This is a genomic window from Kosakonia sp. H7A, assembly GCF_003028445.1.
GTDB lineage: Bacteria > Pseudomonadota > Gammaproteobacteria > Enterobacterales > Enterobacteriaceae > Kosakonia > Kosakonia radicincitans.
Window position 1 is genome coordinate 1 of the sequence record NZ_PYTZ01000009.1, and the last position, 26,485, is coordinate 26,485.

Below are 26,485 nucleotides of genomic sequence, written 5' to 3' on the forward strand. Positions count from 1 at the left end.
ATTTGCCTGGCGGCACTAGCGCGGTGGTCCCACCTGACCCCATGCCGAACTCAGAAGTGAAACGCCGTAGCGCCGATGGTAGTGTGGGGTCTCCCCATGCGAGAGTAGGGAACTGCCAGGCATCAAACCAGTGAAGAGGCCATCCGGAAGGATGGCCTTTTTGCGTCCGGGCGGAAGAGACAGGAAGCCCCGTGCCCCGGCACGGGGCTTTTTTGCTTTATTTATTTTCCTGGTCAGGTCATATTCTTAATTGCTTATCCTGCTAAGCTAAAACGTGATTGTAATCACGATTTGATTATAACAAATATGTAACATTTCTATCTTTGCGCAGTGGTGGACAAGGATACTCACCATGGGCAAGTAACCTCTGGCTCTGGCAGGAGTATCATTCGAATGGCTGAAAGCAGCATAACAACGCGTGAATCGCTCACCAGCAGCGATACTCGTAGAAGGGTGTGGGCGATTATTGGTGCTTCATCGGGCAACCTGGTGGAGTGGTTTGATTTCTATGTCTACTCCTTTTGCTCTCTCTATTTTGCTCATATTTTTTTCCCGGCAGGCAACACGACAACCCAGCTATTACAAACCGCAGGCGTATTTGCCGCCGGTTTTCTGATGCGTCCTATTGGCGGATGGTTATTCGGTCGAATCGCCGATCGCCGCGGGCGTAAAACCTCAATGCTGATCTCTGTCTGCATGATGTGCTTTGGATCGCTGGTCATTGCCTGTTTACCAGGTTATGACGCAATCGGCACCTGGGCTCCGGCACTATTATTGATTGCCCGTTTGTTCCAGGGGCTTTCTGTCGGCGGCGAGTACGGCACCAGCGCGACCTATATGAGCGAAGTCGCCGTGGAAGGGCGTAAAGGTTTTTACGCGTCATTCCAGTACGTTACGCTGATCGGTGGGCAACTGCTGGCGCTACTGGTTGTCGTGATCCTGCAACAGATCCTTGATGATGCTGAATTACGCGCATGGGGCTGGCGTATTCCCTTTGCTCTTGGAGCAGTGCTGGCTATTGTCGCTCTCTGGCTACGCCGCCAACTGGATGAAACATCGCAGCAAGAAGTTCGGGCTTTAAAAGAAGCTGGTTCAATGAAAGGATTATGGCGCAACCGTAAAGCTTTTCTGATGGTGCTTGGGTTCACGGCGGGAGGATCGCTGGCGTTTTACACCTTCACCACTTATATGCAGAAATACCTGGTTAATACGGCGGGTATGCACGCGAACGTTGCCAGCATCATTATGACTGTAGCTCTGTTTGTCTTCATGCTGATCCAACCGATTATTGGTGCTTTATCCGATAAGATTGGGCGCCGCACATCAATGCTGCTCTTCGGCGGTCTTTCAACGGTGTGCACAGTACCGATTCTCAGTGCATTGCACAGCGTCACGTCGCCATACGCGGCATTTGCTCTGGTGATGCTGGCGCTGGTGATCGTCAGCTTTTACACCTCAATCAGCGGGATCCTGAAAGCAGAAATGTTTCCCGCACAGGTACGCGCTCTGGGTGTCGGTCTTTCTTATGCAGTGGCAAATGCGTTATTTGGCGGTTCGGCGGAATATGTGGCGCTGTCATTGAAGTCATTCGGTATAGAAACCGCTTTTTTCTGGTACGTCACTGTGCTGGGAGCGTTAGCATTTCTGGTTTCGCTTATGCTTCATCGTAAAGGGAAAGGCATCCGTCTTTAGTGATTTGCCAGTTGCCACACGGTATAACCCGTTGTGGCACCGGCAACATCCCATGCGAAATCTTTCCAGCTCCAGCCACTCCCCGCCGGACGGCTGTCCCAAAGCTCCTTCGATGCGCCAAGGCTAATTGAAAACATCAGCCCTACCATTGCGCTACGATCGCGGCTATATCCCTGATGTTGCGCTACCTCGTTACCGGCGGCAGAAAGCATGGCGGAGCCCAGAAAATGCTGCGCCTTATCCTGCCCACTCCAGCTATCATTCGCCATATGGCTACAGCCTGTCAGTAGCACCACACTTGCTATCATCATGTATTTCATCAGCAGACCCGAAAAAAAGCCCCATCGCAGAGACGGGGCTTAGTTTTAAAGAATACGGCTTATCAGCTTATCGATGCGGATACGGCGCAATCGGCGAATAAGTTTGCGTACCTTTACCGGATAATCCGCAATGCTTTGCAAATCACGATAATGATTCACCACGGTCGTATGCGTGCGGATAAGCTCCAGCTCTTTGTCGCGCTGGGCCGCCAGTTCATGTTTCGGATCGTGGATCAGGATGGCGTTTTCCAGATCCAGCCGCCAGGCGCGGGGGTTCAGGTTGTTACCTGTCAGCAGGATCCATTCGTCATCCACCCACATTCCTTTCAGGTGATAGCTGTTATCATCATCTTTCCATAAACGCACAACTAGCTGATCGGTGTTAACGTAATACTGTAGCCGGCTCAGGAAACGACGCAGATTGATTTCATATAGATAAGGCAGCGCGCCGATGATTTTAAACGGTTGATCTTCCGGAATGAAAAAGTCATTCGCCGTTTTGTCACCAACGATAATTTCCACTTTTTTACCATCGCGCAGTAGCTGGATAATGTTACGCACCAGCACCGCAGGCAGGTTGAAGTAGGGGGTACAGATCGTCAGCTTGTGCTCTGCACACGGCATCAGATGGAAAATAGTTTTGTTCAGCAGGCTGGATTTACCCAGACCGACCAGCGGCGTGACCGCCAGCTGATCGTTATCCGCATTGCCCTGGAAATGGTATGTGGCATCGCGTAGCTCCTGACGGAACAGACGAATATCGTTTTTGATTTCCGGGCTTTTCGGACGCTGAGCATTATCAAGACGATTTACGCCGCGCCCCTGAATCAGATTCTGATCGACCCAGTTACGAATGATATCCGCCATTTGCGGGTTGCGGATCAACTGATAGCGGTCATAGCGATACTTATCGTGCTGATGCAAATAGACATCATTGAGGCTTGCGCCGCTGTAAAGCACGCTGTCATCAATGATAAATCCTTTGAAATGCAGCACGCCGAGCGCTTCACGCGTATTCACAGGAACGCCATAAACCGGGACCACAACGTCCGGATTTTCCTGAGCAAGGCGGCAGTACCAGTCGGCGTTGGTATTGGATGCCGCTGCGCCAATGCGGCCACGCTGGGCGCGGTGCCAGTCGACAAGCACACAGACATCCAGTTCCGGGCGTTGGCGCTTGGCTTCATACAGCGCATGCAGAATTCCTTTCCCGCCATCGTCCTGTTCCAGGTACAGGGCGATGATATAGATCCGGCGCGTAGCACTGGCGATTTTCGCCAGCAGCGTCTCCCTGAAATCAGCGGGTGAGTAGAAAAACTCTATGTCATCAACTGACTGAGCAATCTTGGGGAGTTGGGCAAGGTGTTGTTGATGTTTATTACGCTTAAATTTTGACAACATCACAGTGCGTTTCTTCTCTGTTTATTGAAGGGTCTTCTGTACCATGCAGACGACATAAGCGGGCAATAATAACACCGTGCCTGCTAAAGTAGTCAACATTTCCAGTACCTTACTCAGGATTCATCCGTCTTCATGAGTTGGAGAGACAATCCCACAATGCCATCTTCCAGCTGAATATCAACGTCAAATCCCAGTTTACGCGCCAGCGTCACCATGCCGCGATTGTTGGGCATAGTAATACCATTCAAGCGCTTAAGTCCGTGATCCCGGGTATAACTGATAAGCTTCTCAAGTAAACGTCGACCAAGCCCGAGCCCTTTCAAATCGGAACGAACCAGCACAGCAAATTCAGCGTCGATATTATCCGGGTCGGAAATCGCACGCGTAACGCCCAGAATTTCTTCACCTTGATCTGTGCGGCGTACTGCAACAAATGCCATTTCCCGATCGTAGTCGATCTGCGTCATATTCGCTAAATCATCATGGGTAAATTCGTTGATCTCGCTAAAGTAACGGTAGTAAAGATCCTCTTTTGTCACCTGGGCGATAAAGCGCTGTAGCTGAGGCTCATCTTCCGGAAGAATCGGGCGGAACAGGCACCGCTCGCCATTTTTCATCTCCACCTCTTCTTCCAGATGCTGAGGATAGGGACGTATAGCGAGACGCGTTTCACCGTTTCCGGCGGCGGAGGAAATGGTCATGGTTACATCCAGCGCGGTAAATTCGCTACCGGAGGCAAGTAAAGGATGAATATCCAGCCGCTCAATTTCCGGGCAATCAACAATCAGATTCGAAACCTGCACCAGAAACTGGCTTAAGCCGGCAATATCCAGCGAGCGTAACGCGCTGCGCCCGCGGATCTTTTTACTTTTAATCGCCTGGATCACCAGATAACGGGCGAGATTCATATTCAGCGGCGGTAGCGCAACGGCGGCCTGATCTTCTGCCCGCCACTCAACGCCGCCTTCGCCTAACATAATCAACGGGCCGAACACAGGATCATGTTCGACAACCACTCGCAGTTCCTGCGCCCCCGCGCGGTTTGCCATGCTTTGCACCTGCAAACCGTGAATACGCGCCTGCGGCCAGTTCATTTTCACACGATCGATAATTGCATCCGCTGCCTGCTGCACCTCGTTCGCTGTGCGCAGATAAAGCATCACCCCCTGAACTTCGGATTTATGAGGAATATCCGGCGAACGCAGTTTTAAGGCGACCGGGTAACCGATCTGTTCGGCAATGTGCACGGCTTCAGCGCTGTCACTGGCAATCCATGTCGGCAGAGTTTGTAGCCCCCAGGCGCCTAAAATCGGCTGGACTTCATGAGTATCCAGCGTCGTTGCGCCCTCCATCAACGCTTGCTGCAACAGATGATGCGCTTCGGCGGTATTCGCCGTCATGCTGAGGGATATCGCGGGTGTTTCGCGGAGTTGTTTCTGGTTGCGTCGATACTCCACCATGTGCATGAACGCCGTAATGGTGCCTTCAGGCGTGCGGTAAGTGGGTAAACCCGCTTCGCTAAACAGGCGTCGCGCTTCCTGCGAAGAAAATTCGCCGCACCAGTTGGTCAGCACCGTCACATATTTCCCGCGCGGATGTTTGTTCAGTGCGTCGATCAATGTTACTGCGCTTTCGCTGCCCGGCGCGGCGGCGCTTGGCGCATGGATCACCATCAACGCGTCGTAATCCTGGCTGTCGAGCAAAATATTAAGCGCTGCGACATAACGCTCATTACCGGCATCATCGCGTAAATCAAGCGGGTTACCGGGGACGACGTAATCCGGTAATGCTGTGTGCAAACGGGCCAGCGTCTCTGCGCTGAGCGCCGCCAGTTTGCCATTACGCAGCCAAAGTTCATCCAGCGCCAGCGCTGCCGGCGCGGCGCCATTACTGACGATCATCAGGCGCTCACCACGCAGCGGACGCATATGGCTGAGCGTTTCTACCGCGGAAAACAGTTCATGTGTATCCTGGACACGCAGCAAGCCAGCTCGCTGAATCGCAGCATCCCAGGCGGGATCAAGACCAGAATGCACCTGCAATAATCGCTGCGCTTCCGGGCTGCGGCCGCTTTTGATAACCAGAATAGGTTTATTTCGTGATGCGCTGCGGGCGGCGGAGACAAAGCGACGCGCGTCGCTTAAATGTTCCAGATAGAGCAGAATGGCGCTGGTTTTACTGTCCCGCGCGAGAAAATCCAGCAATTCGTCAACATCGATATCCAGGCTATCACCCAGCGCGATGAAGTAAGAAAATCCCATCTCGCGCTGTTGCGCCCAGTCGAGGATTGTATTCGACACTGCCGCTGACTGGGAGATAAACGCCAGTTTGCCGCGCGTAATCGGCACCGGCGAAAAACTGGCGTTCAGCCCCTGCCACGGAGCAAGTAAACCGAGGCTGTTCGGGCCGAGCAGGCGCATCTGATAGCGTGCCGCGCAGGCCAGAAGAAGCGAATGCTGTTCGGGAGGCGCCGAGAGAATAATGCAGGTTTTGCAGCCTTTTTGCCCCAGAGCATCAAGCAGTTCAAGGTTGCGTTTGGCGTGCGTGCATAGCACCGCCAGATCGGGCGTAAACGGCAGGCTGGCGACATCCGGCCAGGCCAGCACGCCCTGAACCGCTTTATAAGCGGGCGTGACCGGCAATACCGGCCCGGCAAATCCTCCCGCCAGTAAATTGCGCATCATCAGAAAACCTGCGCGATCCGGCTTCATTGACGCGCCCACCACCGCAATCGATCGGGGACGTAATAACGCTTCCAGCCCTCGTTGGCTCATACCGGCCTCCGCTTAAGAGAGATCCGATGATTCTAAACGTTTTCAGTTGCGTTTGCTGTGATAGCGGATGGATGGCGTGTTTTACCTGCCAGATAACGTTCGCGAAAGAGCGCGAAATGTTCGCCGAGTGCCTGTGCGGCTGCGTTGTCGCGCGCGATATCCAGCAGCGCAATCGCCACTTCCGCAGTGCAATATTGGTCGTCGGCATGCGCTTCCCGCAGGTGGTAAGCGGAAACTCGCGAGAGATCCACAGAGATAACCGGCAGCGCATCCAGATAAGGGCTTTTGCGGAACATTTTACGCGCTTCGGTCCAGGTACCGTCCAGCATAATAAACAGCGGTGGTTTGCCTGACGGCGGCGCGCTCAGCACCTGGCGTTCGCTGCCCGCATAAGAGGCGGGAAATACCACCATTGGCTGATGCGTCTCACTGCGGCAGAGATCGATAAGTGCCTGCGGCGGTTCGGTGCGCGACCACTGAAAAGCCAGCGTATCGGGTAACACGTCGGCGATCAGCCTTCCGGTATTGCTCGGTTTCATCGGTTCGGTATCGAACATCACCAGGCAGAAACGGCTGTTGGCGGTTGCGGGTTTTAACGTCTCGCACAGGCACTGGCGCAGCGGCAGCAGGCAACGCTGGCAGCGACGGATACGGTTACCACGGGCAAGAAACGGACGCGTCGAACGGGCAAGGCGTTCGGCACGGAGTCGAAGAACAGCGTTTTCGGTCATGGGGATTGCGCAATAAAAACGCCATTGTCGCAGAGCTGAAAACGGGGCACAAGATGCGCCCCGACGGGATCACAGTGATTCGTTGAGCCAACTGTCGAACGGTGCTTTTGGCACGGCACCGCTGAGCATGTCGACAACTTCACCATTTTTGAACAGCATAATGGTTGGAATACTGCGAATGCGGAAGCGCGCGCTCAGTTCACGTTCAGCTTCGGTGTTCACTTTGACAAATCGCACTTTGCCGCTGCGTTCTTCCGCCACATCTTCAAAAATCGGCGCAAAACTGCGGCACGGGCCGCACCATGGCGCCCAAAAATCAACGACCACGGGCAGATCGTCTTTCAGTAATTTATCCAGCGTTTCACCGGTAGCGTTGATCACATCTCCATCGAACAGCTCGTGTCCACAGCGTCCACATTTTGCGCCGTCGTTCATTCTCTCTTCGGGAATGCGGTTCAGCGCCTGACAGCTTGCACATACGGTATTCATAACTAACCTCAGGAAAAGCGATGGTACAGAGCGGCATGACTGCCGGTATGTTTCTACTATGTTACATATTATTAATAAGAAGGTTTTAAACGACAATGCGTTTTGTTCAATGAATACAATAGTCGATAGCTTTTGAACGAATTAATGGCGAAGCGCAAGGACATCAGGTAATCTGCGCGCTTCGCGCAGCGCTGGTGGAGAAAAGCATGAACGATGAATTAAAGAACAAAAGCGGCAAGGTCAAAGTGATGTATGTCCGCAGTGATGATGATTCCGATAAACGTGGCCAAAACCCGCGCACCGGGAAAGGGCCAGCACGTGCAGGATCGTCGTCTCGTGCCGGAGATGACCGTCGTACTGCCCGCGATGATCGTGGCCGCCCTGGCCGTGATGACAGGGGCCGTTCTGCTCGCGACAACAATAGTCGCCGCCCGCAGCGAGACAATTACAGTGAACGTGGTGATTCACCGTGGCGTACCGTTTCCCGCGCACCGGGCGACGACACGCCGGAGAAACCGGATCACGGCGGTATCAGCGGTAAAAGCTTTATCGATCCCGAAGTGCTGCGTCGTCAGCGCGCGGAAGAGACGCGCGTATACGGCGAAAACGCCTGCCAGGCGCTGTTCAGCAGCCGTCCTGAATCCATTGTTCGCGCCTGGTTTGTGCAGAGCGTAACACCGCGTTTTAAAGAAGCCCTGCGCTGGATGGCGGCAAACCGCAAAGCCTACCATGTGGTGGATGACGAAGAACTGGAGAAAGCGTCCGGGACGGAACATCACGGCGGTGTCTGCTTCCTGATTAAAAAACGCAATGGTCTGAGCGTGCAGAAATGGGTGGCGAACGCCGGTGAAGAGGATTGCGTGCTGGCGCTCGAAGATGTCGGCAACCCGCATAACCTCGGCGCGATTATGCGTAGCTGCGCGCACTTTGGCGTCAAAGGCGTAGTGTTGCAGGATGCTGGGGTGATTGAATCTGGCGCTGCAGTGCGTACCGCAGAAGGCGGAGCCGAACACGTTCAGGCAATTACTGGCGACAGCTTTGCTGATGCGCTGGAAGATTTCCGTCAGGCCGGTTATGCGCTGGTAACGACTTCCAGCCACAACGGCACGCCGCTGTTCAAAGCGACGTTACCGAAAAAAATGGTACTGGTACTGGGCCAGGAGCGCGATGGGTTATCTGATGCGACGCTTTCCCGCGCGGATCTGAGCGTCTCGATTGAGGGTACCGGCAACGTTGAAAGCCTCAATGTTTCTGTGGCAACCGGCGTGTTGCTGGCAGAATGGTGGCGGCAGAACAAAGCCTGACGTTAGCCAGCAGAGTAAAAAAGCCAGCGCAATGCTGGCTTTTTTTTATTCGGTTTCCGCGGGCAGAGTCGGCATCCAGTCGATCGGCTGCTCTCCATGCCGCTCCAGCCACTGATTTGCCAGCGCAAAGTGATTACAGCCAAAGAAACCGCGATGCGCAGAGAGCGGCGATGGGTGCGGTGCGCGCAAAACATGGTGGCGGGATTTGTCGATAATCGCCCCTTTCTTCTGCGCATGCGAACCCCAGAGTAAAAACACGACGCCTTCCCGATGTTCATTAATCAGTGCGATCACTTTGTCGGTAAAGGTTTCCCAGCCGAGACTGGCATGCGAATGCGCCTGGCCGGCGCGTACCGTCAGCACGGTGTTGAGCAGCAATACGCCCTGGCGCGCCCAGCTCTCCAGATAACCATGCTGCGGCCGCACGAAGCCCGGTATGGTGTTTTCCAGCTCTTTATACATATTCAGCAGGGAAGGTGGGATGGCGATACCGGGGCGCACAGAAAATGCCAGGCCGTGTGCCTGACCAGGACCGTGATAGGGATCCTGCCCCAGAATCACCACTTTAACGTTGCCCAGTTCGGTAAAACGGAAAGCGTTAAACACATCTTTCTGCGGTGGGTAGATGGTCATTCCGGACTGCCGCTCAGCCGCAACCGTACTGAGAGTGTTAATAAAGTAGGGCTGCTGTTTTTCTTCTGCCAGCACATCATGCCATGTTAATGAGGTGGTCATCCCGCTCTCCTGCGAAGTTGGTTCCCCGTAGCTTAACTGCTTCTTTCGGCAGAACAAAATTCACCGTCGGCTTTTGCAGAATTTACTCAAAAAAATTTGAAAATTTACAAATGTTTTAAGATGGTCCGAAACGCGTAACTTGATATAAAACAAGTATATTCCCTAATCACCATTTTTAGCGTGTGGTTTTTATTGATTTAAATCAAAGAATGCGGGGTGTCAGACTGGTATATAAACAATCAGACAACAATGGTTTTACCAATTGGCCGGGAAAACCGGCTGATCGAATAATGTGCCGAAGGGAGGCAAATCATGATTACTGGTATCCAGATTACTAAAGCTGCAAACGACAACCTGTTGAACTCGTTCTGGCTGCTTGATAGCGAAAAAGGCGAAGCACGTTGCGTCTGTGCAAAAGGTGGTTTCGCGGAAGATGAAGTGGTTGCGGTCAACAAACTGGGCGCTATCGAATATCGTGAAATTCCGATGGAAGTAAAACCGGAAGTGCGTGTGGAAGGCGGTCAGCACCTGAACGTGAACGTTCTGCGTCGTGAAACGCTGCTTGATGCCGTTGAGCATCCGGAAAAATACCCGCAGCTGACCATTCGTGTATCCGGTTATGCAGTACGTTTTAACTCGCTGACGCCGGAACAGCAGCGCGATGTTATTGCTCGTACCTTTACTGAAAGCCTGTAATTTCAGGCTGATATAAAAAACGCCGGGATATCCCGGCGTTTTTTTATTCTTCTGTTTTTTGCTGCTCGCTGTTTGCAGCACTGGGTTTGCGTCGCTTACCGATGTTTTTGGTATCGCGATGGCGTTGCTTCACGCGCGGCTTCTCTTTCTCTTTTTTCTTCTCTTCGCGTTTGGCCAGCACTTTTTTCGACGGCTTGCCTTTCAGCTTCTCGCTTGGCACTCGTGTTGTCGGGCGCAGTTCGTCCACGACGCGGGCTTTCAGCGGCTCTTCAACGTAACGGCCTACTTTGCCCAGCAACAGATGATCGTGCGCTTCAACCAGGGAGATGGCTGCGCCTTTGCGACCGGCGCGGCCGGTACGGCCAATACGGTGCAGGTAGGTGTCGCCACTGCGCGGCATATCGAAGTTAATGACGTGGCTGACATCCGGAATGTCGATACCACGCGCAGCGACATCGGTGGCGATCAGCACATTGACGCGACCGTCGGTCAGACGTTTGATCGCTTCGTTGCGCTTCACCTGTACCATCTCGCCTTCGAGATAGCAGTTATTGATGCCCGCTTCGCGCAGCCAGCCTGCCAGCTCATGCACGCGTTCACGTTTACGCACGAAGACGATAGAACGGCTGACTTCCGGCTGTTTCAGCAGGTGTATCAGCAGTGCGGTTTTGTGTTCAAGGTTGTCGGCGCGGTAGTACCACTGGTGAATTTTCTTACGTTCGCGCGTTGACGGTGTGGCGGAGACTTCGACGGGATCTTCCAGCAGACGTTCGGCGAAATTTTTGATCGCATCGCCTTCAAGCGTTGCGGAAAACAGCATCGTCTGTTTGCGCCAGCGAGTTTCACCCGCGATGTGCTCGATATCCTGCGCGAAGCCCATATCCAGCATGCGATCGGCTTCATCGAGGATCAGCGTTTCTACCGCACGACAGTCGAAGTTCTCTTCTTTAATGTATTGCAGCAGGCGACCGGTGGTGGCAACCACAATATCCTGATTTTCGCTGAACACTTCAGCGTGGTTCATATAGGCGACGCCGCCGGTAATGGTCGCGATATCCAGATGGGTATTCGCCGCCAGTTCACGGGCATGATCGGCAACCTGCATTGCCAGCTCGCGGGTTGGCGTCAGGATCAGAATACGCGGCGGGCCGGATTTCTTACGTGGAAAGTCCAGAAGGTGTTGCAACGCTGGCAGCAGATAGGCCGCCGTTTTACCGGTACCAGTAGGCGCAGAACCAAGGACGTCACGCCCCTCAAGCGCAGGCGGAATGGCAGCTGCCTGGATAGCGGTTGGGCGCGTAAAGCCTTTATCCTGGAGCGCGTCCAGCAGGCTGTCGTCAAGTTCGAGTTCGGAAAAAGTCGTTACAGTCATGATCTACCTCTGTGTGGGGCGCTGATTATAGACGTTACGGCTGGAATCTTCATCTGTTGTCTGCTTATCGCTTTTCCGGCGCTTTGCTTTCACCTATGCTACGCCTGTTTCCGTATTGAGGTTGTAAAGATGTCCCAGCCAAAGGCTCAGTTGCGCCGTGACGGCTTCACGTTTAAAGAATTCTTTGTTGCACACGATCGTTGCGCCATGAAAGTGGGCACTGATGGTTTGATGTTGGGTGCCTGGTCGCCGGTATCGAAAGCACGGCATGTGCTGGATATCGGCACGGGCAGCGGTCTGTTGGCGCTGATGCTGGCGCAGCGGACCGGGCCGACGGTGACCATTGATGCCGTCGAGCTTGATGAGCAGGCTGCTTCTCAGGCGCAGGAAAATGTGCAGGCATCGCCGTGGGCAGATCGTATCACAGTTCACGAGGCTGATATTCGCCAGTGGAGCAGTGAGAATACTGCGCGTTACGATCTGATTGTCAGCAATCCTCCTTATTTTGACGAAGGGGTGAAATGTGCGACGCCAGAACGCGATCGTGCGCGTTATACCACTACGCTTGATCATCAGGCATTGCTGGAAATTGCCGCTACACTGGTGACGGAAGAGGGTTTTTTCTGCGTTGTGCTGCCGATTGAAGCCAGCGAGCTTTTCACGCAGAAAGCGCTGGGTATAGGCTGGCATTTGCGTTTGCGAACCGATGTGTCAGAAACGGAAAGCCGTTTGCCGCATCGTGTCCTGCTGGCCTTCTCGCCGCGCGCCGGCGACGTGTTTGCCGACCGGCTGGCGATTCGTGGGCCGGATCAGCGCTATTCTGACAGCTACACCGCGCTGACCCAGAGCTTCTACTTGTTTATGTAACTGCGCGGCGAGAGTACCGTCGGGCCGGATTCCGCAAGCTGATCGGGGTAGTCCAGCGTGTAATGCAACCCGCGGCTCTCTTTGCGCTGCATCGCGCAGCGTACAATCAGCTCGGCTACCTGTACCAGGTTACGCAATTCCAGCAGATTATTGGAGACGCGGAAATTGGCGTAGTACTCGTCAATTTCCTGCTGCAACAAGGTAATGCGGCGCATTGCGCGTTCGAGTCGTTTTGTGGTGCGTACGATACCCACGTAGTCCCACATAAACAGCCGCAGTTCGTGCCAGTTATGTTGCAGGATAACCCGCTCATCGGCGTCGTCGACGCGGCTTTCATCCCAGGCGGGCAGCGCCGGAATGGCATGTGCATGTGGCATGCGGCGAGCAATGTCTTCCGCCGCCGACCAACCGTACACCAGACATTCAAGCAGTGAATTTGATGCCATGCGGTTTGCGCCGTGCAGGCCGGTGTAGCTCACTTCGCCAATGGCATAGAGACCGTCGACATCGCTACGTCCGCGATCGTCAACCATCACGCCGCCGCAGGTGTAGTGCGCAGCAGGCACAATCGGCACAGGCTCTTTGGTCAAATCGATTCCCAGACCCAGCAATTTTTCATAAATCATCGGGAAATGATGACGAATAAATTCGGCAGGTTTATGGCTGATATCGAGATACATGCAGTCCACGCCGAGGCGCTTCATTTCATGATCGATAGCGCGGGCGACGACATCACGCGGTGCCAGTTCGCCACGCGGATCAAAGTCCGGCATAAAACGCGTACCGTCCGGGCGTTTCAACCAGGCTCCTTCACCGCGCAGCGCTTCGCTGAGCAGGAAGCTGCGCGCCTGCGGATGAAACAGCGCGGTGGGATGGAACTGGTTAAACTCCAGGTTCGCCACCCGGCAACCGGCACGCCATGCCATGGCGATGCCGTCACCGGAGGAGATATCCGGGTTGGTGGTGTATTGATAGACTTTCGATGCACCGCCGGTCGCCAGCACCACTGCCTTTGCCTGGCAGGTTTCAACCTGTTCTTTATTTCGGTTCCACACCCATGCGCCTACAACGCGACGCGTACCCGGCAGGCCGATTTTGTCCGAAATAATCAAATCCACCGCATTGCAGCGTTCGAGTACGCGAATATTTGGGTGGTTGATGGCCTTGCTGACCAGAGTATTTTCCACCGCTTTACCGGTGGCATCGGCAGCATGAAGAATGCGGCGATGGCTGTGCCCGCCTTCGCGCGTCAGATGGTAGCTGGACTCGCCATTTGCGGCGACCTCGGTGTCAAATAACACTCCTTGATCGATAAGCCACTGTACGCAGGAGCGCGCATTGCTGGCGACAAATTCTGCCGCGTGACGTTCAACAATTCCTGCGCCAGCAATCAGCGTATCTTCCACATGGGATTCAACGCTGTCTGTTTCGTCAAACACGGCTGCAATGCCGCCCTGAGCATAAAATGTTGAGCCTTCACTGATTGGCCCCTTACTTAAGACGATAACGTTGTGCTGTTGTGCTGCCAGACGTAATGCCACGGAAAGGCCAGCGGCGCCGCTACCGACCACCAATACATCACAGGAGAGTTCAGGCGTTGTTTTCATGATCTGTGTTTAATTTACTAAACAAGGTTCGCTGAGCATAGCACCGCATCTGGCGAAAGATCACTATTTTTTGCAAGGGTTGTATTAATGGCTAAACAGAAACTTTGCGCATGCAGGTGCCATCAACGGAAAAAATATTAAGAAGCAGATTGTTAGTGAAGGTGTATTAGAGATGAAAAAAAACCGCTATTGCGTTACTCTCTGGCGATCTTAAGGTCTTTTCTTTGAGAAAACACAGTGTTCAGCGTTTGCAGACTTATAATGAGTGATAATGATTTTTTGCGAACGATACACAAAAACAATGGCGTAACGGAACTTTATTGTAAACCTGAGCTCTAATTGGCTGCTTGCTCATATTGCAGTATTGGAGTGGCGTTCTGGATACGCGTGGAAATTGGTTTTGGGGAGATTTTACCTCGGATGAGCGAGCAGTTAACGGATCAGGTTCTTGTCGAAAGGGTCCAGAAAGGAGATCAGAAAGCGTTTAACTTACTGGTGGTGCGCTACCAGCATAAAGTGGCGAGTCTGGTTTCCCGGTATGTCCCTTCGGGCGATGTACCTGATGTCGTACAAGAATCATTTATAAAGGCCTATCGCGCGCTTGATTCGTTCAGGGGAGATAGTGCTTTTTATACATGGCTATACCGAATTGCTGTTAACACAGCGAAAAATTATCTGGTCGCCCAGGGGCGCAGGCCGCCATCCAGTGATGTGGACGCTATTGAAGCAGAAAACTTCGAAAGTGGCGGTGCACTGAAAGAAATTTCGAACCCTGAGAACTTAATGTTGTCAGAAGAACTGAGACAAATAGTTTTCCGTACCATTGAGTCGCTCCCGGAAGATTTACGCATGGCAATTACGTTGCGGGAGCTGGATGGCCTGAGTTACGAAGAGATTGCGGTCATCATGGATTGCCCGGTTGGTACAGTGCGTTCACGTATCTTCCGTGCGCGTGAAGCTATTGATAATAAAGTTCAACCGCTTATCAGGCGTTGACGATAGCGGGATACTGAAAAAGGTATTAGGCATGCAGAAAGAACAACTTTCCGCTTTAATGGATGGTGAAACGATGGATAGCGAGCTGCTCGCAGAGCTGGCCCGCGATCCTGAAATGCAGAGAACCTGGGAGAACTATCACCTGATTCGCGACTCTATGCGCGGTGATACGGCCGATCTCCTCCATTTCGATATCTCCGCCCGCGTGATGGCCGCGATTGAGAACGACGCCGTTGAAACTGCGACGCCGTTGATTCCCGAAGCGCAGCCTGCGCCGCACCAATGGCAGAAGATGCCGTTCTGGCACAAGGTTCGCCCGTGGGCAAGTCAGCTTACCCAAATGGGTGTAGCGGCATGCGTATCACTTGCTGTTATTGTTGGTGTCCAGCACTATAATGGCTCAACTGAATCAACCCAACAGCCCGAAGCGCCAGTGTTTAATACGCTGCCGATGATGGGTAAAGCCAGTCCGGTAAGTTTGGGTGTTCCTTCTGATGCATCATCGGCAAGCGCCGGTCAGCAACAGCAGGTGCAGGAACAGCGTCGTCGCATTAATGCGATGTTGCAGGATTACGAACTGCAACGCCGTCTGCACTCCGAACAGCTTCAGTTTGAGCAGGCGCAAACGCAGCAGGCCGCTGTACAGGTGCCGGGAAATCAAACTTTAGGAACGCAATCGCAGTAATGAAGCAACTTTGGTGTGCCATGTCTTTTGTGGCTACTGGCCTGTTCTTCTCTGTCAACGCCTCGGCTGATGTTTCATCCGGGGCGTTGTTACAGCAAATGAATGTGGCGAGTCAGTCACTCAACTACGAACTGTCTTTTATCAGCATTAATAAGCAGGGAGTAGAGTCTTTACGCTACCGTCATGTGCGTTTGAATGACCAACCGCTTGCACAGTTATTGCAGATGGACGGTCCGCGTCGGGAAGTGGTGCAGCGGGGCAGTGAGATCAGCTACTTTGAGCCTGGTCTTGAACCCTTTACGCTCAACGGCAACTATATTGTCGATTCGCTGCCGTCACTGGTTTATACCGATTTCAAACGTCTTTCCCCTTATTATGACTTCATCTCCGTAGGCCGTACGCGCATTGCTGACAGGTTATGCGAAGTGATCCGCGTTGTGGCGCGCGATGGTACCCGGTACAGCTATATCGTCTGGATGGATGAAGAGACGCATCTGCCAATGCGCGTCGATCTGCTCGATCGCGATGGCGAAACCCTTGAACAGTTCCGCGTCATCGCATTCTCGGTCAATGGCCAGGTTGCCAGTAATATGCAGACGCTGGCAAAAGCCAGTCTGCCGCCGCTGCTGTCATTACCGGTTGGCGATAACGTGGATTTCAACTGGATGCCATCCTGGGTGCCGCAGGGCTTTGAGCAAGTCGCCAGCAGCCGCCGTAAATTGCCAACGCTTGAGATGCCGGTTGAATCGCGTCTCTATTCTGATGGGTTATTCAGCTTCTCGGTTAACATCAGCCCGGCCAATCAGAACAGCTCCGAACAGTTACTGCGCACCGGTCGACGCACCGTGATGACCACGGTTCGCGATAACGCGGAAATCACCGTTGTCGGCGAACTGCCACCGCAAACCGCAAAACGTATTGCGGACAGCCTCAAATTCAAGGCCGCACAATGATTAAAGAGTGGGCGACCGTCGTTTCCTGGCAAAATGGTAACGCGCTGGTCGAATGTGATGTCAAAGCATCCTGTAGCAGCTGCGCTTCCCGTGCAGGTTGCGGTAGCCGTGTGCTGAATAAACTGGGGCCGCAAACAACGCACACCATTGCTGTTCCTTGCGAACAACCTCTGGTGGCGGGGCAAAAAGTGGAACTGGGAATTGCTGAAGCCAGTCTGCTGAGCTCCGCAATGCTGGTCTATATGTCGCCGCTGGTGGGGTTGTTTGCTATGGGCGCCATTTTCCAGTCGCTGTTTGCCGCCGATATCGCGGCGTTGTGCGGCGCGGTGCTGGGTGGGGTTGGCGGCTTTTTACTCGCGCGCGGGCTGTCGCCAAAGCTGGCTACCCGCAGTGAATGGCAGCCAGTGATCCTGAGCGTTGGCTTGCCGCCAGAGATGATTCGCGTCGATAGCACAACTGCTGAAAATCGTCCGTAATTTCCCTTTTCGCCTTGCGGTAATGGCGTCACTTTCTGGCATTTCCCCGCATTGTGGTTGTAGTGTAGAATACGGCGTTTCAGTACATTTGACGTCAGGCGCGAACAGGCCTCTTAGCTACTCGTAAGGCATAAAATCTCACTCTATGAAGAATATTCGTAACTTTTCGATCATCGCTCACATCGACCACGGTAAGTCGACGCTGTCTGACCGTATCATCCAGATTTGCGGTGGTCTTTCCGATCGCGAAATGGAAGCCCAGGTTCTTGATTCGATGGATCTTGAGCGCGAGCGCGGCATTACTATCAAAGCGCAAAGCGTGACGCTGGATTACAAAGCTAACAATGGCGAAATCTACCAGCTCAACTTTATCGATACCCCGGGTCACGTTGACTTCTCCTATGAGGTTTCCCGCTCGCTGGCTGCCTGTGAAGGGGCACTGCTGGTAGTGGATGCCGGGCAGGGCGTGGAAGCGCAGACGCTGGCGAACTGCTATACCGCCATTGAAATGGATCTCGAAGTGGTGCCGGTACTGAACAAGATCGACCTGCCGGCTGCCGATCCTGAACGTGTTGCGGAAGAGATTGAAGACATCGTCGGCATCGACGCTACCGATGCGGTGCGCTGCTCGGCGAAAACTGGCGTCGGTGTACCGGACGTTCTGGAACGCCTGGTACGCGACATTCCGCCGCCGGAAGGCGATCCGGATGCGCCATTGCAGGCGCTGATCATCGACTCCTGGTTCGATAACTACCTCGGCGTGGTTTCCCTGGTGCGTATCAAAAACGGCACCATGCGCAAAGGCGACAAAATTAAGGTGATGAGCACCGGGCAGGTCTACAACGCTGACCGCCTCGGTATTTTCACGCCGAAACAAATTGACCGTAACGAACTGAAATGCGGCGAAGTAGGCTGGCTGGTCTGCGCAATTAAAGACATTCTCGGCGCGCCGGTCGGCGATACCCTGACCACAGCCCGTAACCCGGCAGACAAAGCGCTACCAGGCTTTAAAAAGGTGAAACCGCAGGTTTATGCGGGTCTGTTCCCGGTCAGTTCCGACGATTATGAAAACTTCCGTGACGCGCTCGGTAAGCTGAGCCTGAACGATGCTTCGCTGTTCTATGAGCCGGAAAGTTCCACTGCGCTGGGCTTCGGCTTCCGCTGCGGCTTCCTCGGTCTGCTGCACATGGAGATCATTCAGGAACGTCTGGAGCGTGAATACGATCTGGATTTGATCACCACCGCGCCGACCGTAGTCTACGAAGTGCTGACCACCAACAAAGAAGTGGTTTACGTCGACAGCCCTTCCAAGCTGCCGCCGCTGAACAATATCGACGAACTGCGCGAGCCGATCGCCGAATGTCATATGCTGCTGCCGCAGGAATACCTGGGCAACGTCATTACCCTGTGCGTCGAAAAACGCGGCGTACAGACCAACATGGTTTACCACGGTAACCAGGTGGCGCTGACCTATGAAATTCCGATGGCGGAAGTCGTGCTGGACTTCTTCGATCGTCTGAAGTCGACCTCACGCGGTTATGCGTCGCTGGACTACAACTTCAAACGTTTCCAGGCTTCAAACATGGTACGTGTGGACGTGCTGATTAACGGCGAGCGTGTTGATGCGCTGGCGCTGATCACCCACAACGATAACGCGCCGTACCGTGGCCGCGAGCTGGTGGAGAAGATGAAAGAGCTGATCCCGCGCCAGCAGTTTGATATCGCGATTCAGGCGGCGATTGGCAACCACATTATTGCCCGCTCAACCGTGAAACAGCTGCGTAAAAACGTACTGGCAAAATGCTATGGCGGTGACGTCAGCCGTAAGAAAAAGCTGCTGCAGAAACAGAAAGAAGGTAAGAAACGTATGAAGCAGGTCGGTAACGTCGAACTGCCGCAGGAAGCGTTCCTTGCCATTCTGCACGTAGGCAAAGAGAGCAAATAACCTAAAGGAGTTGGCATGGCGAACATGTTTGCCCTGATACTGGTGATCGCGACGCTGGTGACGGGAATTTTATGGTGCCTTGATAAGTTTATTTTTGCACCGAAACGCCGGGAACGTCAGGCCGCCGCGCAGGCTGCGACAGGTGATGCGCTGGATGCGAAAACGCTGAAGAAAATCGGCCCGAAACCGGGCTGGCTGGAAACGGGCGCTTCTGTATTCCCGGTGCTGGCGATTGTTCTGGTCGTGCGTTCGTTTATTTACGAACCGTTCCAGATCCCGTCAGGTTCGATGATGCCGACGCTGCTGATTGGCGATTTTATTCTGGTGGAGAAATTTGCCTATGGCATTAAAGATCCGATCTACCAGAAAACGCTGATCGAAACCGGTCATCCGAAACGCGGCGATATTGCTGTATTTAAATACCCGGACGATCCGCGTCTTGACTACATCAAGCGTGTAGTTGGCCTTCCGGGCGATAAAGTCACGTACGATCCGGTGAGCAAACAGGTTACCGTGCAGCCGAATTGTAGCTCTGGCCAGGCATGCGGCAGCGCGCTGCCGATCACTTACAGCAATGTGGAAGAGAGCGATTTTGTGCAGACTTTCGGCCGTCGTACCGGCGGTGAAGCGAGCAGCGGTTTCTACCAGATGCCGAAAGGGCAGAGTATGGACGACGGCGTGCGTCTGGCCGAGCGCAAAGAGACGCTGGGTGATGTGACGCACCGCATTCTGACCGTGCCTATCGCGCAGGATCAACTGGGGATCTACTATCGCCAGTCGAACCAGCCGCTGGCTACGTGGGTTGTGCCGCCGGGTCACTACTTCATGATGGGCGACAACCGTGACAACAGCGCGGACAGCCGTTACTGGGGCTTTGTACCGGAGCAAAATCTGGTGGGCCGGGCCACGGCAATCTGGATGAGCTTCGAGAAACAAGAAGGTGAATGGCCGACAGGCATACGCCTGAATCGTATCGGCGGAATTCATTAATTAGCCGGGGCGCAATCATTACGCTTGCGCCCCGAATTATTTCCAAGATTATTCCCATCTGACTAACGACAACCCCGGTCGTTGCGTATAGAATATTCCCCCGAAGTTAGGACTGGTTCCCACAAGAGCCACGGCACACGAAACCGCGTTGGTTTGTTTTCAGGTCGGTTTCGTGTGCTGCATTGTTGACGCATTTATTTATTGGTATCGCATGAATCCCATCGTAATTAATCGGCTTCAGCGGAAGCTGGGCTACACTTTTCAACATCAGGATCTGTTGCAGCAGGCATTAACCCACCGCAGCGCCAGTAGCAAACATAATGAGCGTCTCGAATTTCTCGGCGACTCTATTTTAAGTTTTGTGATTGCAAATGCGCTTTATCATCGTTTCCCGCGCGTGGATGAAGGTGATATGAGCCGTATGCGTGCGACGCTGGTGCGCGGAAATACGCTGGCGGAAATCGCCCGCGAATTTGAACTGGGTGAATGTCTGCGTTTAGGGCCGGGTGAATTGAAAAGCGGCGGTTTTCGCCGTGAATCTATTCTGGCGGACACCGTTGAGGCATTAATTGGCGGAGTATTTCTCGATAGCAATATCCAGACCGTCGAACAATTAATCCTGAGCTGGTATCAGACGCGTCTGGACGAAATCAGTCCTGGCGATAAACAAAAAGATCCGAAAACGCGCCTGCAGGAGTTTTTGCAGGGTCGCCATCTGCCGCTGCCTTCCTATCTGGTAGTGCAGGTGCGTGGCGAAGCGCACGATCAGGAATTTACTATCCACTGCCAGGTCAGCGGCCTGAGTGAACCGGTGGTTGGCACGGGTTCCAGCCGTCGCAAGGCGGAACAAGCTGCCGCCGAACAGGCGCTGAAAAAACTGGAGTTGGAATGAGCACTGAAACTGAAAAAAGCTACTGCGGGTTTATCGCTATCGTTGGGCGTCCTAACGTCGGCAAATCCACTCTTCTGAACAAGCTGCTTGGGCAGAAGATTTCGATCACTTCCCGCAAAGCGCAGACCACGCGTCACCGTATCGTCGGCATCCATACCGAAGGGGAATATCAGGCGATCTACGTCGATACCCCCGGGCTGCATATGGAAGAGAAACGCGCCATTAACCGCCTGATGAACAAAGCGGCCAGCAGTTCTATCGGTGATGTTGAGCTGGTGATTTTTGTTGTCGAAGGCACCAAATGGACGCCGGACGACGAAATGGTGCTCAACAAACTGCGTGACAGTAAAGTGCCGGTGATCCTCGCGGTCAACAAAGTTGACAACGTGCAGGAAAAAGCGGATCTGCTGCCGCACCTGCAATTCCTGGCAAGCCAGATGAATTTCCTCGATATCGTGCCGCTCTCTGCGGAAACCGGCACCAACGTCGATACCATCGCCAGCATCGTGCGTAAGCATCTGCCGGAAGCGATTCATCACTTCCCGGAAGATTACGTGACCGATCGTTCCCAGCGCTTTATGGCTTCTGAGATCATCCGTGAAAAACTGATGCGTTTCCTCGGCGCCGAGTTACCTTACTCGGTAACCGTGGAGATCGAACAGTTCGTCACCAATGAACGCGGCGGTTACGACATCAACGGGTTGATCCTGGTTGAGCGCGAAGGGCAGAAGAAGATGGTGATTGGTAACAAAGGTTCCAAAATTAAGACCATCGGTATCGAAGCCCGTAAAGATATGGAAGAGATGTTCGAAGCCAAAGTTCACCTCGAACTGTGGGTGAAAGTGAAATCCGGCTGGGCCGATGACGAGCGCGCCCTGCGCAGTCTCGGTTATGTAGACGATCTCTAAGCGTGCCATCTCGATGAATTTCGGGTTGCAGGCAGGCGGCCAGGCCGTAAGTCTTGAAGTCAGCGGCTGGCTTGCGCATCTGCAACCTGAACGCCGGACATAACATCATGGAAGGCTGGCAGCGCGCATTTGTTCTGCATAGTCGCCCCTGGAGCGAAACCAGCCTGATGCTGGACGTCTTCACGGAAGAGTCAGGCCGTGTGCGCCTTGTCGCCAAAGGTGCACGTTCGAAACGCTCCAGTCTGAAAGGCGCTTTGCAGCCTTTTACCCCTCTGCTGGTTCGCTTTAGCGGGCGCGGTGAAGTTAAAACCCTGCGCAGCGCAGAAGCGGTATCACTGGCGCTGCCGCTGAGCGGTATCACGCTCTACAGCGGTCTCTACGTCAACGAACTCATCTCCAGAGTGCTGGAGCACGAGACGCGCTTCTCAGAACTCTTTTTTGATTATCTGCACTGTATCCAGGCGCTTGCTGGCGCAACCGGCACGCCGGAACCTGTCCTGCGCCGCTTTGAGCTGGCGCTGCTCGGCCATCTCGGTTATGGCGTGGATTTTCTCCACTGCGCGGGCAGCGGCGAGCCGGTGGAAGATGCAATGACCTACCGCTACCGTGAAGAGAAGGGCTTTATCGCCAGCGTGGTGATCGATAACAGCACTTTTACCGGGCGACATCTGCGCGCGCTGGCGGAGCGGGAGTTTCCGGATGCTGACACCCTGCGCGCGGCAAAGCGCTTTACCCGCATTGCGTTAAAGCCGTATCTTGGTGGCAAACCGCTGAAAAGCCGCGAGCTATTCCGGCAGTTTGTTCCCAAACGATAGCGGAAAAATTACAGGCCAGGCGGGGCGAAGACCGCGCCGGAACCCATAAAAATACGAGGATTGTCATGGCTGAATTACTGTTAGGCGTCAATATTGATCACATTGCCACACTGCGTAATGCGCGCGGGACCGCATACCCGGATCCGGTACAGGCGGCGTTTATTGCCGAGCAGGCGGGTGCTGATGGCATCACCGTGCATCTGCGTGAGGATCGCCGTCACATTACCGACCGCGACGTGCGCATTTTGCGCCAGACCCTGCATACGCGCATGAATCTGGAAATGGCGGTTACCGAAGAAATGCTGGGCATTGCTTGCGAAACTAAGCCGCACTTCTGCTGCCTGGTGCCGGAAAAACGCCAGGAAGTCACCACTGAAGGCGGGCTGGACGTTGCCGGTCAGCGCGAGAAAATGCGTGATGCCTGCCAGCGCCTGGCGGCCGCGGGCATCCTTGTTTCGCTGTTTATCGATGCTGATGATGAACAGATCAAAGCCGCCGCTGAGGTTGGCGCGCCCTATATTGAGATCCACACCGGCTGCTATGCCGATGCCAAAACCGATGCGGAACAGGCAAAAGAACTTGAACGCATTGCCAAAGCGGCAACCTATGCTGCGAGCCTGGGGCTGAAAGTGAATGCTGGTCACGGTTTGACGTATCACAATGTGAAAGCGATTGCTGCACTGCCGGAGATGCACGAGCTGAATATCGGCCATGCGATTATCGGCCGCGCGGTAATGAGCGGTCTGAAAGAGGCGGTGGCCGAAATGAAACGCCTGATGCTGGAAGCGCGCGGCTAATGGCGATTCTGGGAATTGGTACGGATATCGTTGAGATAGCCCGCATCGAAGCGGTGATCGCCCGTAGCGGCGATCGCCTTGCCAGACGGGTGCTGAGCGCGAATGAGTGGGAAATCTATCAGGCGCATCAGCAGCCGGTTCGCTTCCTGGCAAAACGCTTTGCTGTGAAAGAAGCGGCAGCGAAAGCATTGGGCACGGGGATCCGCAACGGGCTGGCATTTAATCAGTTCGAAGTCTTTAATGACGAACTGGGCAAACCGAGCCTGCGTTTATGGGAAGAGGCGCAGCGTATGGCGGAAAGAATGGGCGTACGCAGTATGCACGTGACGCTGGCGGATGAGCGCCACTACGCTTGCGCGACGGTGATTATCGAGAACTAGATTTTATCGGCGTGGTGCATCAGGACAAACTTGTCCCACAGTTGTTCTTCGCTTTCCACATGCGCGGGATCTTTGAGGATCGTATTGGGGATCGGGCACACTTTCTGGCAGGTCGGGGTTTCATAGTGCCCGACACATTCAGTGCAACGGTCGCTGTTAATTTCATAAATGCTGTCGCCCATCGAAATCGCCTCGTTCGGGCATTCCGGTTCGCACATATCGCAATTGATGCATTTTTTGGTAATTAACAGCGCCATCAGGAAAATCTCAGAAACATCACGAACAGGGCGGGCATTATACGATCATTCCCTGTTCAAACCAGTTTTTTTACCAGCTCCTCGCTGTGGCGAATACGCTCCGGCGCATGCTCCAGATCCTGCTGCACCAGCGCCATAAACAGTAAATCCGTCAGCATCATTTGCGCGCTGGTGGAGGAGATCGCCGCGCTGCGCGTCGCCTGCTCTTCGGCAATGGTATAGAGGCAATGCGTCGCGCGTTGTTGCAGCGCGTTAGGCGTAAAACCGGTAATCGCCAGAACTTTACCGCCCACGCGCAGCGTCTCATCTACGGCCATATTGATCTCCCGCCGTTCACCGGTATAGGAAACTGGCAGCAGGAGATCGCCTGGCTCCATGGCCTGTACGGTCGCCAGCAGGGCGTGCATATCCTGCTCGACGACGGCGTTAATGCCGATTTTCATCAGCTTCCAGCCGAAGTTGCGTGCAACCAGCCCGGATGCGCCAATCCCCGTCAGGATAATGCGCCGCGCGTCGCGCAGCAGGCGTACACTTTCCAGCAGCTTCTCTTCGCTGTTGACATCCAGCGAGGCATGCATGGCGCTTTGATACTCATTGATCAGCTTTTCCCCAACGACCCGCAGTGGATCGTCGCCGCGAATTTTGTTATGCACCGGAATCGAGTAGGGGTTCGGATTGCTGGCCAGCGCTTCGCTGATCGCCAGCTTCATCGCCGGGAAACCTTTAAAATCCATCTTCTGCGCGAATTTCACCACGCTCGACTGGCTGACGCCCGCTTCGGCTGCCAGCTGTTGTGAGCTTAAATGGCGTGCGCGATCGGGGTTTTCCAGCAGAAATTCCGCCAGTTTTTTATCGCTCTGCGCCAGGCCAGGGTAACGCTGGCGAATGCGGATCAAACAGTTCATAACGTCTCCGGGAGGTATCATCAGCCGCTGTGGCCGCACCCGGCTAAGCGGGCGAAAGAATTTAATATTCCATTAATAGCATATAATTATGAATTAAAAATTCTATTGATACAAAATATCAATGACCAGCTTTTGACCAGGATCAGGCCGATCACAGCGCGTGGATGAGATATCGTCATTGTGGCCGTTACCGGAAATGTGAGGTTCTATCTGTTAGGCTATGAAAGAGTGATCGCCATAACCGGAGGCTGGCGGTCAGGGATAAACCAGGCAGAGGGATAACATTTGGCTACCACTGAGCGCCGCGTCGTTTTTTTTGACCTTGATGGCACACTGCATCAGCAGGATATGTTCGGGACATTTCTGCGCTATTTACTGCGCCATCACCCGCTTAATGCCTTACTGGTATTGCCGCTGTTGCCGGTGATTATCGGCGGATTATTGATCAGAGGGCGTGCCGCGCGCTGGCCGATGAGCTTGCTGCTGTGGGGATGCACGTTTGGTCACAGCGAGCGCCATTTGCTGGCGCTCCAGCAGAAATTTGTCGCCTGGTTTCGCGGGCACGTAACGGCATTTCCGGTTGTCCAGGCAAGGCTGACCAACTACCTTGCGGCAGCCGATGCGGATATCTGGCTGATTACCGGTTCGCCGCAGCCGCTGGTGGAGCAGGTCTATTTTGATACCCCCTGGCTGCCGCGCGTGAATCTGATTGCCAGCCAAATCAAACGGCGTAACGGCGGCTGGGTGTTAACAATGCGCTGCCTTGGCCATGAAAAGGTTGCGCAGTTAGAGCGTAAAATCGGCACGCCGCTGCGCCTGTACAGCGGCTACAGCGATAGCAAGCAGGATAACCCGCTACTTTATTTCTGCCAGCACCGCTGGCGCGTTACGCCGCGCGGTGAGCTGCAACAACTGGAGTAGTGCCTGACCGGAGCGCTGTGTATAATGCGCCCCGCCTGAATCACTGGAGTACTTCCCTTTGTCCAACCCTGAACTGAATCACGAGTACTGGATGCGCTATGCGCTGACGCTGGCAAAGCGAGCCTGGGATGAGGGCGAAGTCCCCGTTGGCGCGGTACTGGTTTATAACGACCAGGTGATCGGCGAAGGCTGGAACCGACCGATTGGCCGCCACGATCCGACCGCCCATGCTGAAATCATGGCGCTACGCCAGGGCGGGCTGGTGCTGCAAAATTATCGTCTGATCGATACTACGTTATATGTCACGCTGGAGCCGTGCGTGATGTGCGCCGGTGCCATGGTGCATAGCCGCATCGGGCGGCTGGTGTTTGGCGCGCGCGATGCCAAAACGGGCGCGGCGGGATCGCTGTTGGATGTACTGCATCATCCGGGTATGAATCACCGGATTGAAATGGAAGAGGGTGTGTTGCGCGACGAGTGTGCGGCTATGCTGAGCGACTTTTTCCGCCAGCGCCGGATAGAGAAAAAAGCGCTGAAGAAATCGCCGCCGGATTCGCCAAATCTCCAGGCCGGATAA

27 protein-coding genes and 1 rRNA gene are annotated in these 26,485 nt (G+C 54.1%); 18 read left to right on the forward strand and 10 right to left on the reverse strand.

Features of this window, described 5'->3' with window-relative positions; genetic code table 11:
* Positions 1-5 precede the first annotated feature (5 nt).
* Both rrf and CWM66_RS22780 read left to right on the forward strand, forming a co-directional pair.
* Positions 6-121 (forward strand): 5S ribosomal RNA (rrf, locus tag CWM66_RS22775).
* A gap of 272 nt (positions 122-393) precedes the next feature.
* The gene (locus CWM66_RS22780) at positions 394-1,692 is read left to right on the forward strand and encodes an MFS transporter (RefSeq protein WP_035888236.1); all 1,299 of its coding nucleotides are present in this window, start codon (positions 394-396) and stop codon (positions 1,690-1,692) included.
* Here the strand turns inward: CWM66_RS22780 and CWM66_RS22785 are convergent.
* The 5 genes from CWM66_RS22785 to trxC all read right to left on the reverse strand — a co-directional run bounded on the left by CWM66_RS22785 (position 1,689) and on the right by trxC (position 7,407).
* Positions 1,689-2,012, reverse strand: coding sequence for a YfiM family lipoprotein (locus CWM66_RS22785; protein WP_035888232.1), 324 nt, complete (start codon positions 2,010-2,012; stop codon positions 1,689-1,691). The two genes, CWM66_RS22780 and CWM66_RS22785, sit on opposite strands and share 4 nt — an antisense overlap.
* 45 nt (positions 2,013-2,057) lie before the next feature.
* Entirely contained in the window at positions 2,058-3,413 is a 1,356-nt protein-coding gene (gene pssA, locus CWM66_RS22790) for a CDP-diacylglycerol--serine O-phosphatidyltransferase (protein WP_007370760.1), read from the reverse strand.
* A 113-nt stretch (positions 3,414-3,526) separates the two neighbouring features.
* Positions 3,527-6,187, reverse strand: coding sequence for a protein lysine acetyltransferase (pat, locus tag CWM66_RS22795; RefSeq protein ID WP_071921199.1), 2,661 nt, complete (start codon positions 6,185-6,187; stop codon positions 3,527-3,529).
* Positions 6,188-6,219: 32 nt separating this feature from the next.
* Positions 6,220-6,918 carry a tRNA-uridine aminocarboxypropyltransferase gene (locus CWM66_RS22800; protein ID WP_007370762.1) on the reverse strand — a complete coding sequence of 233 codons (699 nt, stop codon included), beginning with the start codon at positions 6,916-6,918 and terminating at the stop codon, positions 6,220-6,222.
* 69 nt (positions 6,919-6,987) lie between these two features.
* Positions 6,988-7,407 (reverse strand): thioredoxin TrxC, encoded by a 420-nt coding sequence (gene trxC, locus CWM66_RS22805; RefSeq protein ID WP_007370763.1) that lies wholly within the window; start codon positions 7,405-7,407, stop codon positions 6,988-6,990.
* A 206-nt stretch (positions 7,408-7,613) separates the two neighbouring features.
* On the opposite strand from trxC, the gene CWM66_RS22810 reads away from it, so the two are divergent.
* A complete protein-coding gene (locus CWM66_RS22810; protein WP_007370764.1) occupies positions 7,614-8,711 on the forward strand; it encodes a tRNA/rRNA methyltransferase in 1,098 nt (365 codons plus the stop codon).
* A 45-nt stretch (positions 8,712-8,756) separates the two neighbouring features.
* On the opposite strand, the gene ung is transcribed toward CWM66_RS22810, so the two are convergent.
* Complete coding sequence (gene ung, locus CWM66_RS22815; RefSeq protein WP_007370765.1) at positions 8,757-9,446, reverse strand: uracil-DNA glycosylase; 690 nt, start codon at positions 9,444-9,446, stop codon at positions 8,757-8,759.
* Between the two features lie 312 nt (positions 9,447-9,758).
* On the opposite strand from ung, the gene grcA reads away from it, so the two are divergent.
* Positions 9,759-10,142, forward strand: coding sequence for an autonomous glycyl radical cofactor GrcA (gene grcA / locus CWM66_RS22820; protein WP_007370766.1), 384 nt, complete (start codon positions 9,759-9,761; stop codon positions 10,140-10,142).
* A 43-nt stretch (positions 10,143-10,185) separates the two neighbouring features.
* On the opposite strand, the gene srmB is transcribed toward grcA, so the two are convergent.
* A complete protein-coding gene (srmB, locus tag CWM66_RS22825; protein WP_007370767.1) occupies positions 10,186-11,514 on the reverse strand; it encodes an ATP-dependent RNA helicase SrmB in 1,329 nt (442 codons plus the stop codon).
* Between the two features lie 129 nt (positions 11,515-11,643).
* Here srmB and CWM66_RS22830 point away from each other — a divergent pair, with 129 nt between their 5' ends.
* Positions 11,644-12,381 (forward strand): tRNA1(Val) (adenine(37)-N6)-methyltransferase, encoded by a 738-nt coding sequence (locus tag CWM66_RS22830; protein WP_007370768.1) that lies wholly within the window; start codon positions 11,644-11,646, stop codon positions 12,379-12,381.
* Here the strand turns inward: CWM66_RS22830 and nadB are convergent.
* Positions 12,366-13,988, reverse strand: coding sequence for an L-aspartate oxidase (gene nadB / locus CWM66_RS22835; protein WP_007370769.1), 1,623 nt, complete (start codon positions 13,986-13,988; stop codon positions 12,366-12,368). The two genes, CWM66_RS22830 and nadB, sit on opposite strands and share 16 nt — an antisense overlap.
* Before the next feature lie 420 nt (positions 13,989-14,408).
* On the opposite strand from nadB, the gene rpoE reads away from it, so the two are divergent.
* The 11 genes from rpoE (at position 14,409) to acpS (ending at position 23,825) form a co-directional block, all read left to right on the forward strand.
* Positions 14,409-14,984 (forward strand): RNA polymerase sigma factor RpoE, encoded by a 576-nt coding sequence (rpoE, locus tag CWM66_RS22840; RefSeq protein ID WP_007370770.1) that lies wholly within the window; start codon positions 14,409-14,411, stop codon positions 14,982-14,984.
* Between the two features lie 31 nt (positions 14,985-15,015).
* Entirely contained in the window at positions 15,016-15,669 is a 654-nt protein-coding gene (rseA, locus tag CWM66_RS22845; protein WP_035888221.1) for an anti-sigma-E factor RseA, read from the forward strand.
* Positions 15,669-16,622 (forward strand): sigma-E factor regulatory protein RseB, encoded by a 954-nt coding sequence (rseB, locus tag CWM66_RS22850; protein WP_071921197.1) that lies wholly within the window; start codon positions 15,669-15,671, stop codon positions 16,620-16,622. Before rseA ends, rseB begins: the two co-directional genes overlap by 1 nt.
* Complete coding sequence (rseC, locus tag CWM66_RS22855; RefSeq protein WP_007370773.1) at positions 16,619-17,098, forward strand: SoxR-reducing system protein RseC; 480 nt, start codon at positions 16,619-16,621, stop codon at positions 17,096-17,098. The genes rseB and rseC overlap by 4 nt, the downstream gene beginning before the upstream one ends.
* A 145-nt stretch (positions 17,099-17,243) precedes the next feature.
* Complete coding sequence (lepA, locus tag CWM66_RS22860) at positions 17,244-19,043, forward strand: translation elongation factor 4 (protein WP_035888216.1); 1,800 nt, start codon at positions 17,244-17,246, stop codon at positions 19,041-19,043.
* Positions 19,044-19,058: 15 nt separating this feature from the next.
* On the forward strand, positions 19,059-20,033 hold the full coding sequence (gene lepB, locus CWM66_RS22865) for a signal peptidase I (protein WP_007370775.1): 975 nt from the start codon (positions 19,059-19,061) through the stop codon (positions 20,031-20,033).
* Positions 20,034-20,244: 211 nt separating this feature from the next.
* On the forward strand, positions 20,245-20,925 hold the full coding sequence (gene rnc, locus CWM66_RS22870) for a ribonuclease III (protein WP_007370776.1): 681 nt from the start codon (positions 20,245-20,247) through the stop codon (positions 20,923-20,925).
* Positions 20,922-21,833, forward strand: a complete 912-nt coding sequence (gene era / locus CWM66_RS22875; protein WP_007370777.1) for a GTPase Era — start codon at positions 20,922-20,924, stop codon at positions 21,831-21,833. Before rnc ends, era begins: the two co-directional genes overlap by 4 nt.
* Before the next feature lie 107 nt (positions 21,834-21,940).
* On the forward strand, positions 21,941-22,648 hold the full coding sequence (recO, locus tag CWM66_RS22880) for a DNA repair protein RecO (protein WP_079518375.1): 708 nt from the start codon (positions 21,941-21,943) through the stop codon (positions 22,646-22,648).
* Positions 22,649-22,713: 65 nt separating this feature from the next.
* Positions 22,714-23,445: a pyridoxine 5'-phosphate synthase gene (gene pdxJ, locus CWM66_RS22885; RefSeq protein WP_074778682.1), complete on the forward strand. Its 732-nt coding sequence runs from the start codon at positions 22,714-22,716 to the stop codon at positions 23,443-23,445.
* Complete coding sequence (acpS, locus tag CWM66_RS22890; RefSeq protein WP_007370780.1) at positions 23,445-23,825, forward strand: holo-ACP synthase; 381 nt, start codon at positions 23,445-23,447, stop codon at positions 23,823-23,825. The genes pdxJ and acpS overlap by 1 nt, the downstream gene beginning before the upstream one ends.
* Here acpS and CWM66_RS22895 read toward each other — a convergent pair.
* Entirely contained in the window at positions 23,822-24,082 is a 261-nt protein-coding gene (locus CWM66_RS22895; protein ID WP_007370781.1) for a YfhL family 4Fe-4S dicluster ferredoxin, read from the reverse strand. The two genes, acpS and CWM66_RS22895, sit on opposite strands and share 4 nt — an antisense overlap.
* A 56-nt stretch (positions 24,083-24,138) precedes the next feature.
* Entirely contained in the window at positions 24,139-24,987 is an 849-nt protein-coding gene (locus CWM66_RS22900) for a MurR/RpiR family transcriptional regulator (RefSeq protein ID WP_007370782.1), read from the reverse strand.
* Positions 24,988-25,272: 285 nt separating this feature from the next.
* On the opposite strand from CWM66_RS22900, the gene yfhb reads away from it, so the two are divergent.
* Both yfhb and tadA read left to right on the forward strand, forming a co-directional pair.
* Positions 25,273-25,908 carry a phosphatidylglycerophosphatase C gene (gene yfhb / locus CWM66_RS22905; protein WP_035888209.1) on the forward strand — a complete coding sequence of 212 codons (636 nt, stop codon included), beginning with the start codon at positions 25,273-25,275 and terminating at the stop codon, positions 25,906-25,908.
* Between the two features lie 58 nt (positions 25,909-25,966).
* Entirely contained in the window at positions 25,967-26,485 is a 519-nt protein-coding gene (gene tadA / locus CWM66_RS22910) for a tRNA adenosine(34) deaminase TadA (protein WP_007370784.1), read from the forward strand.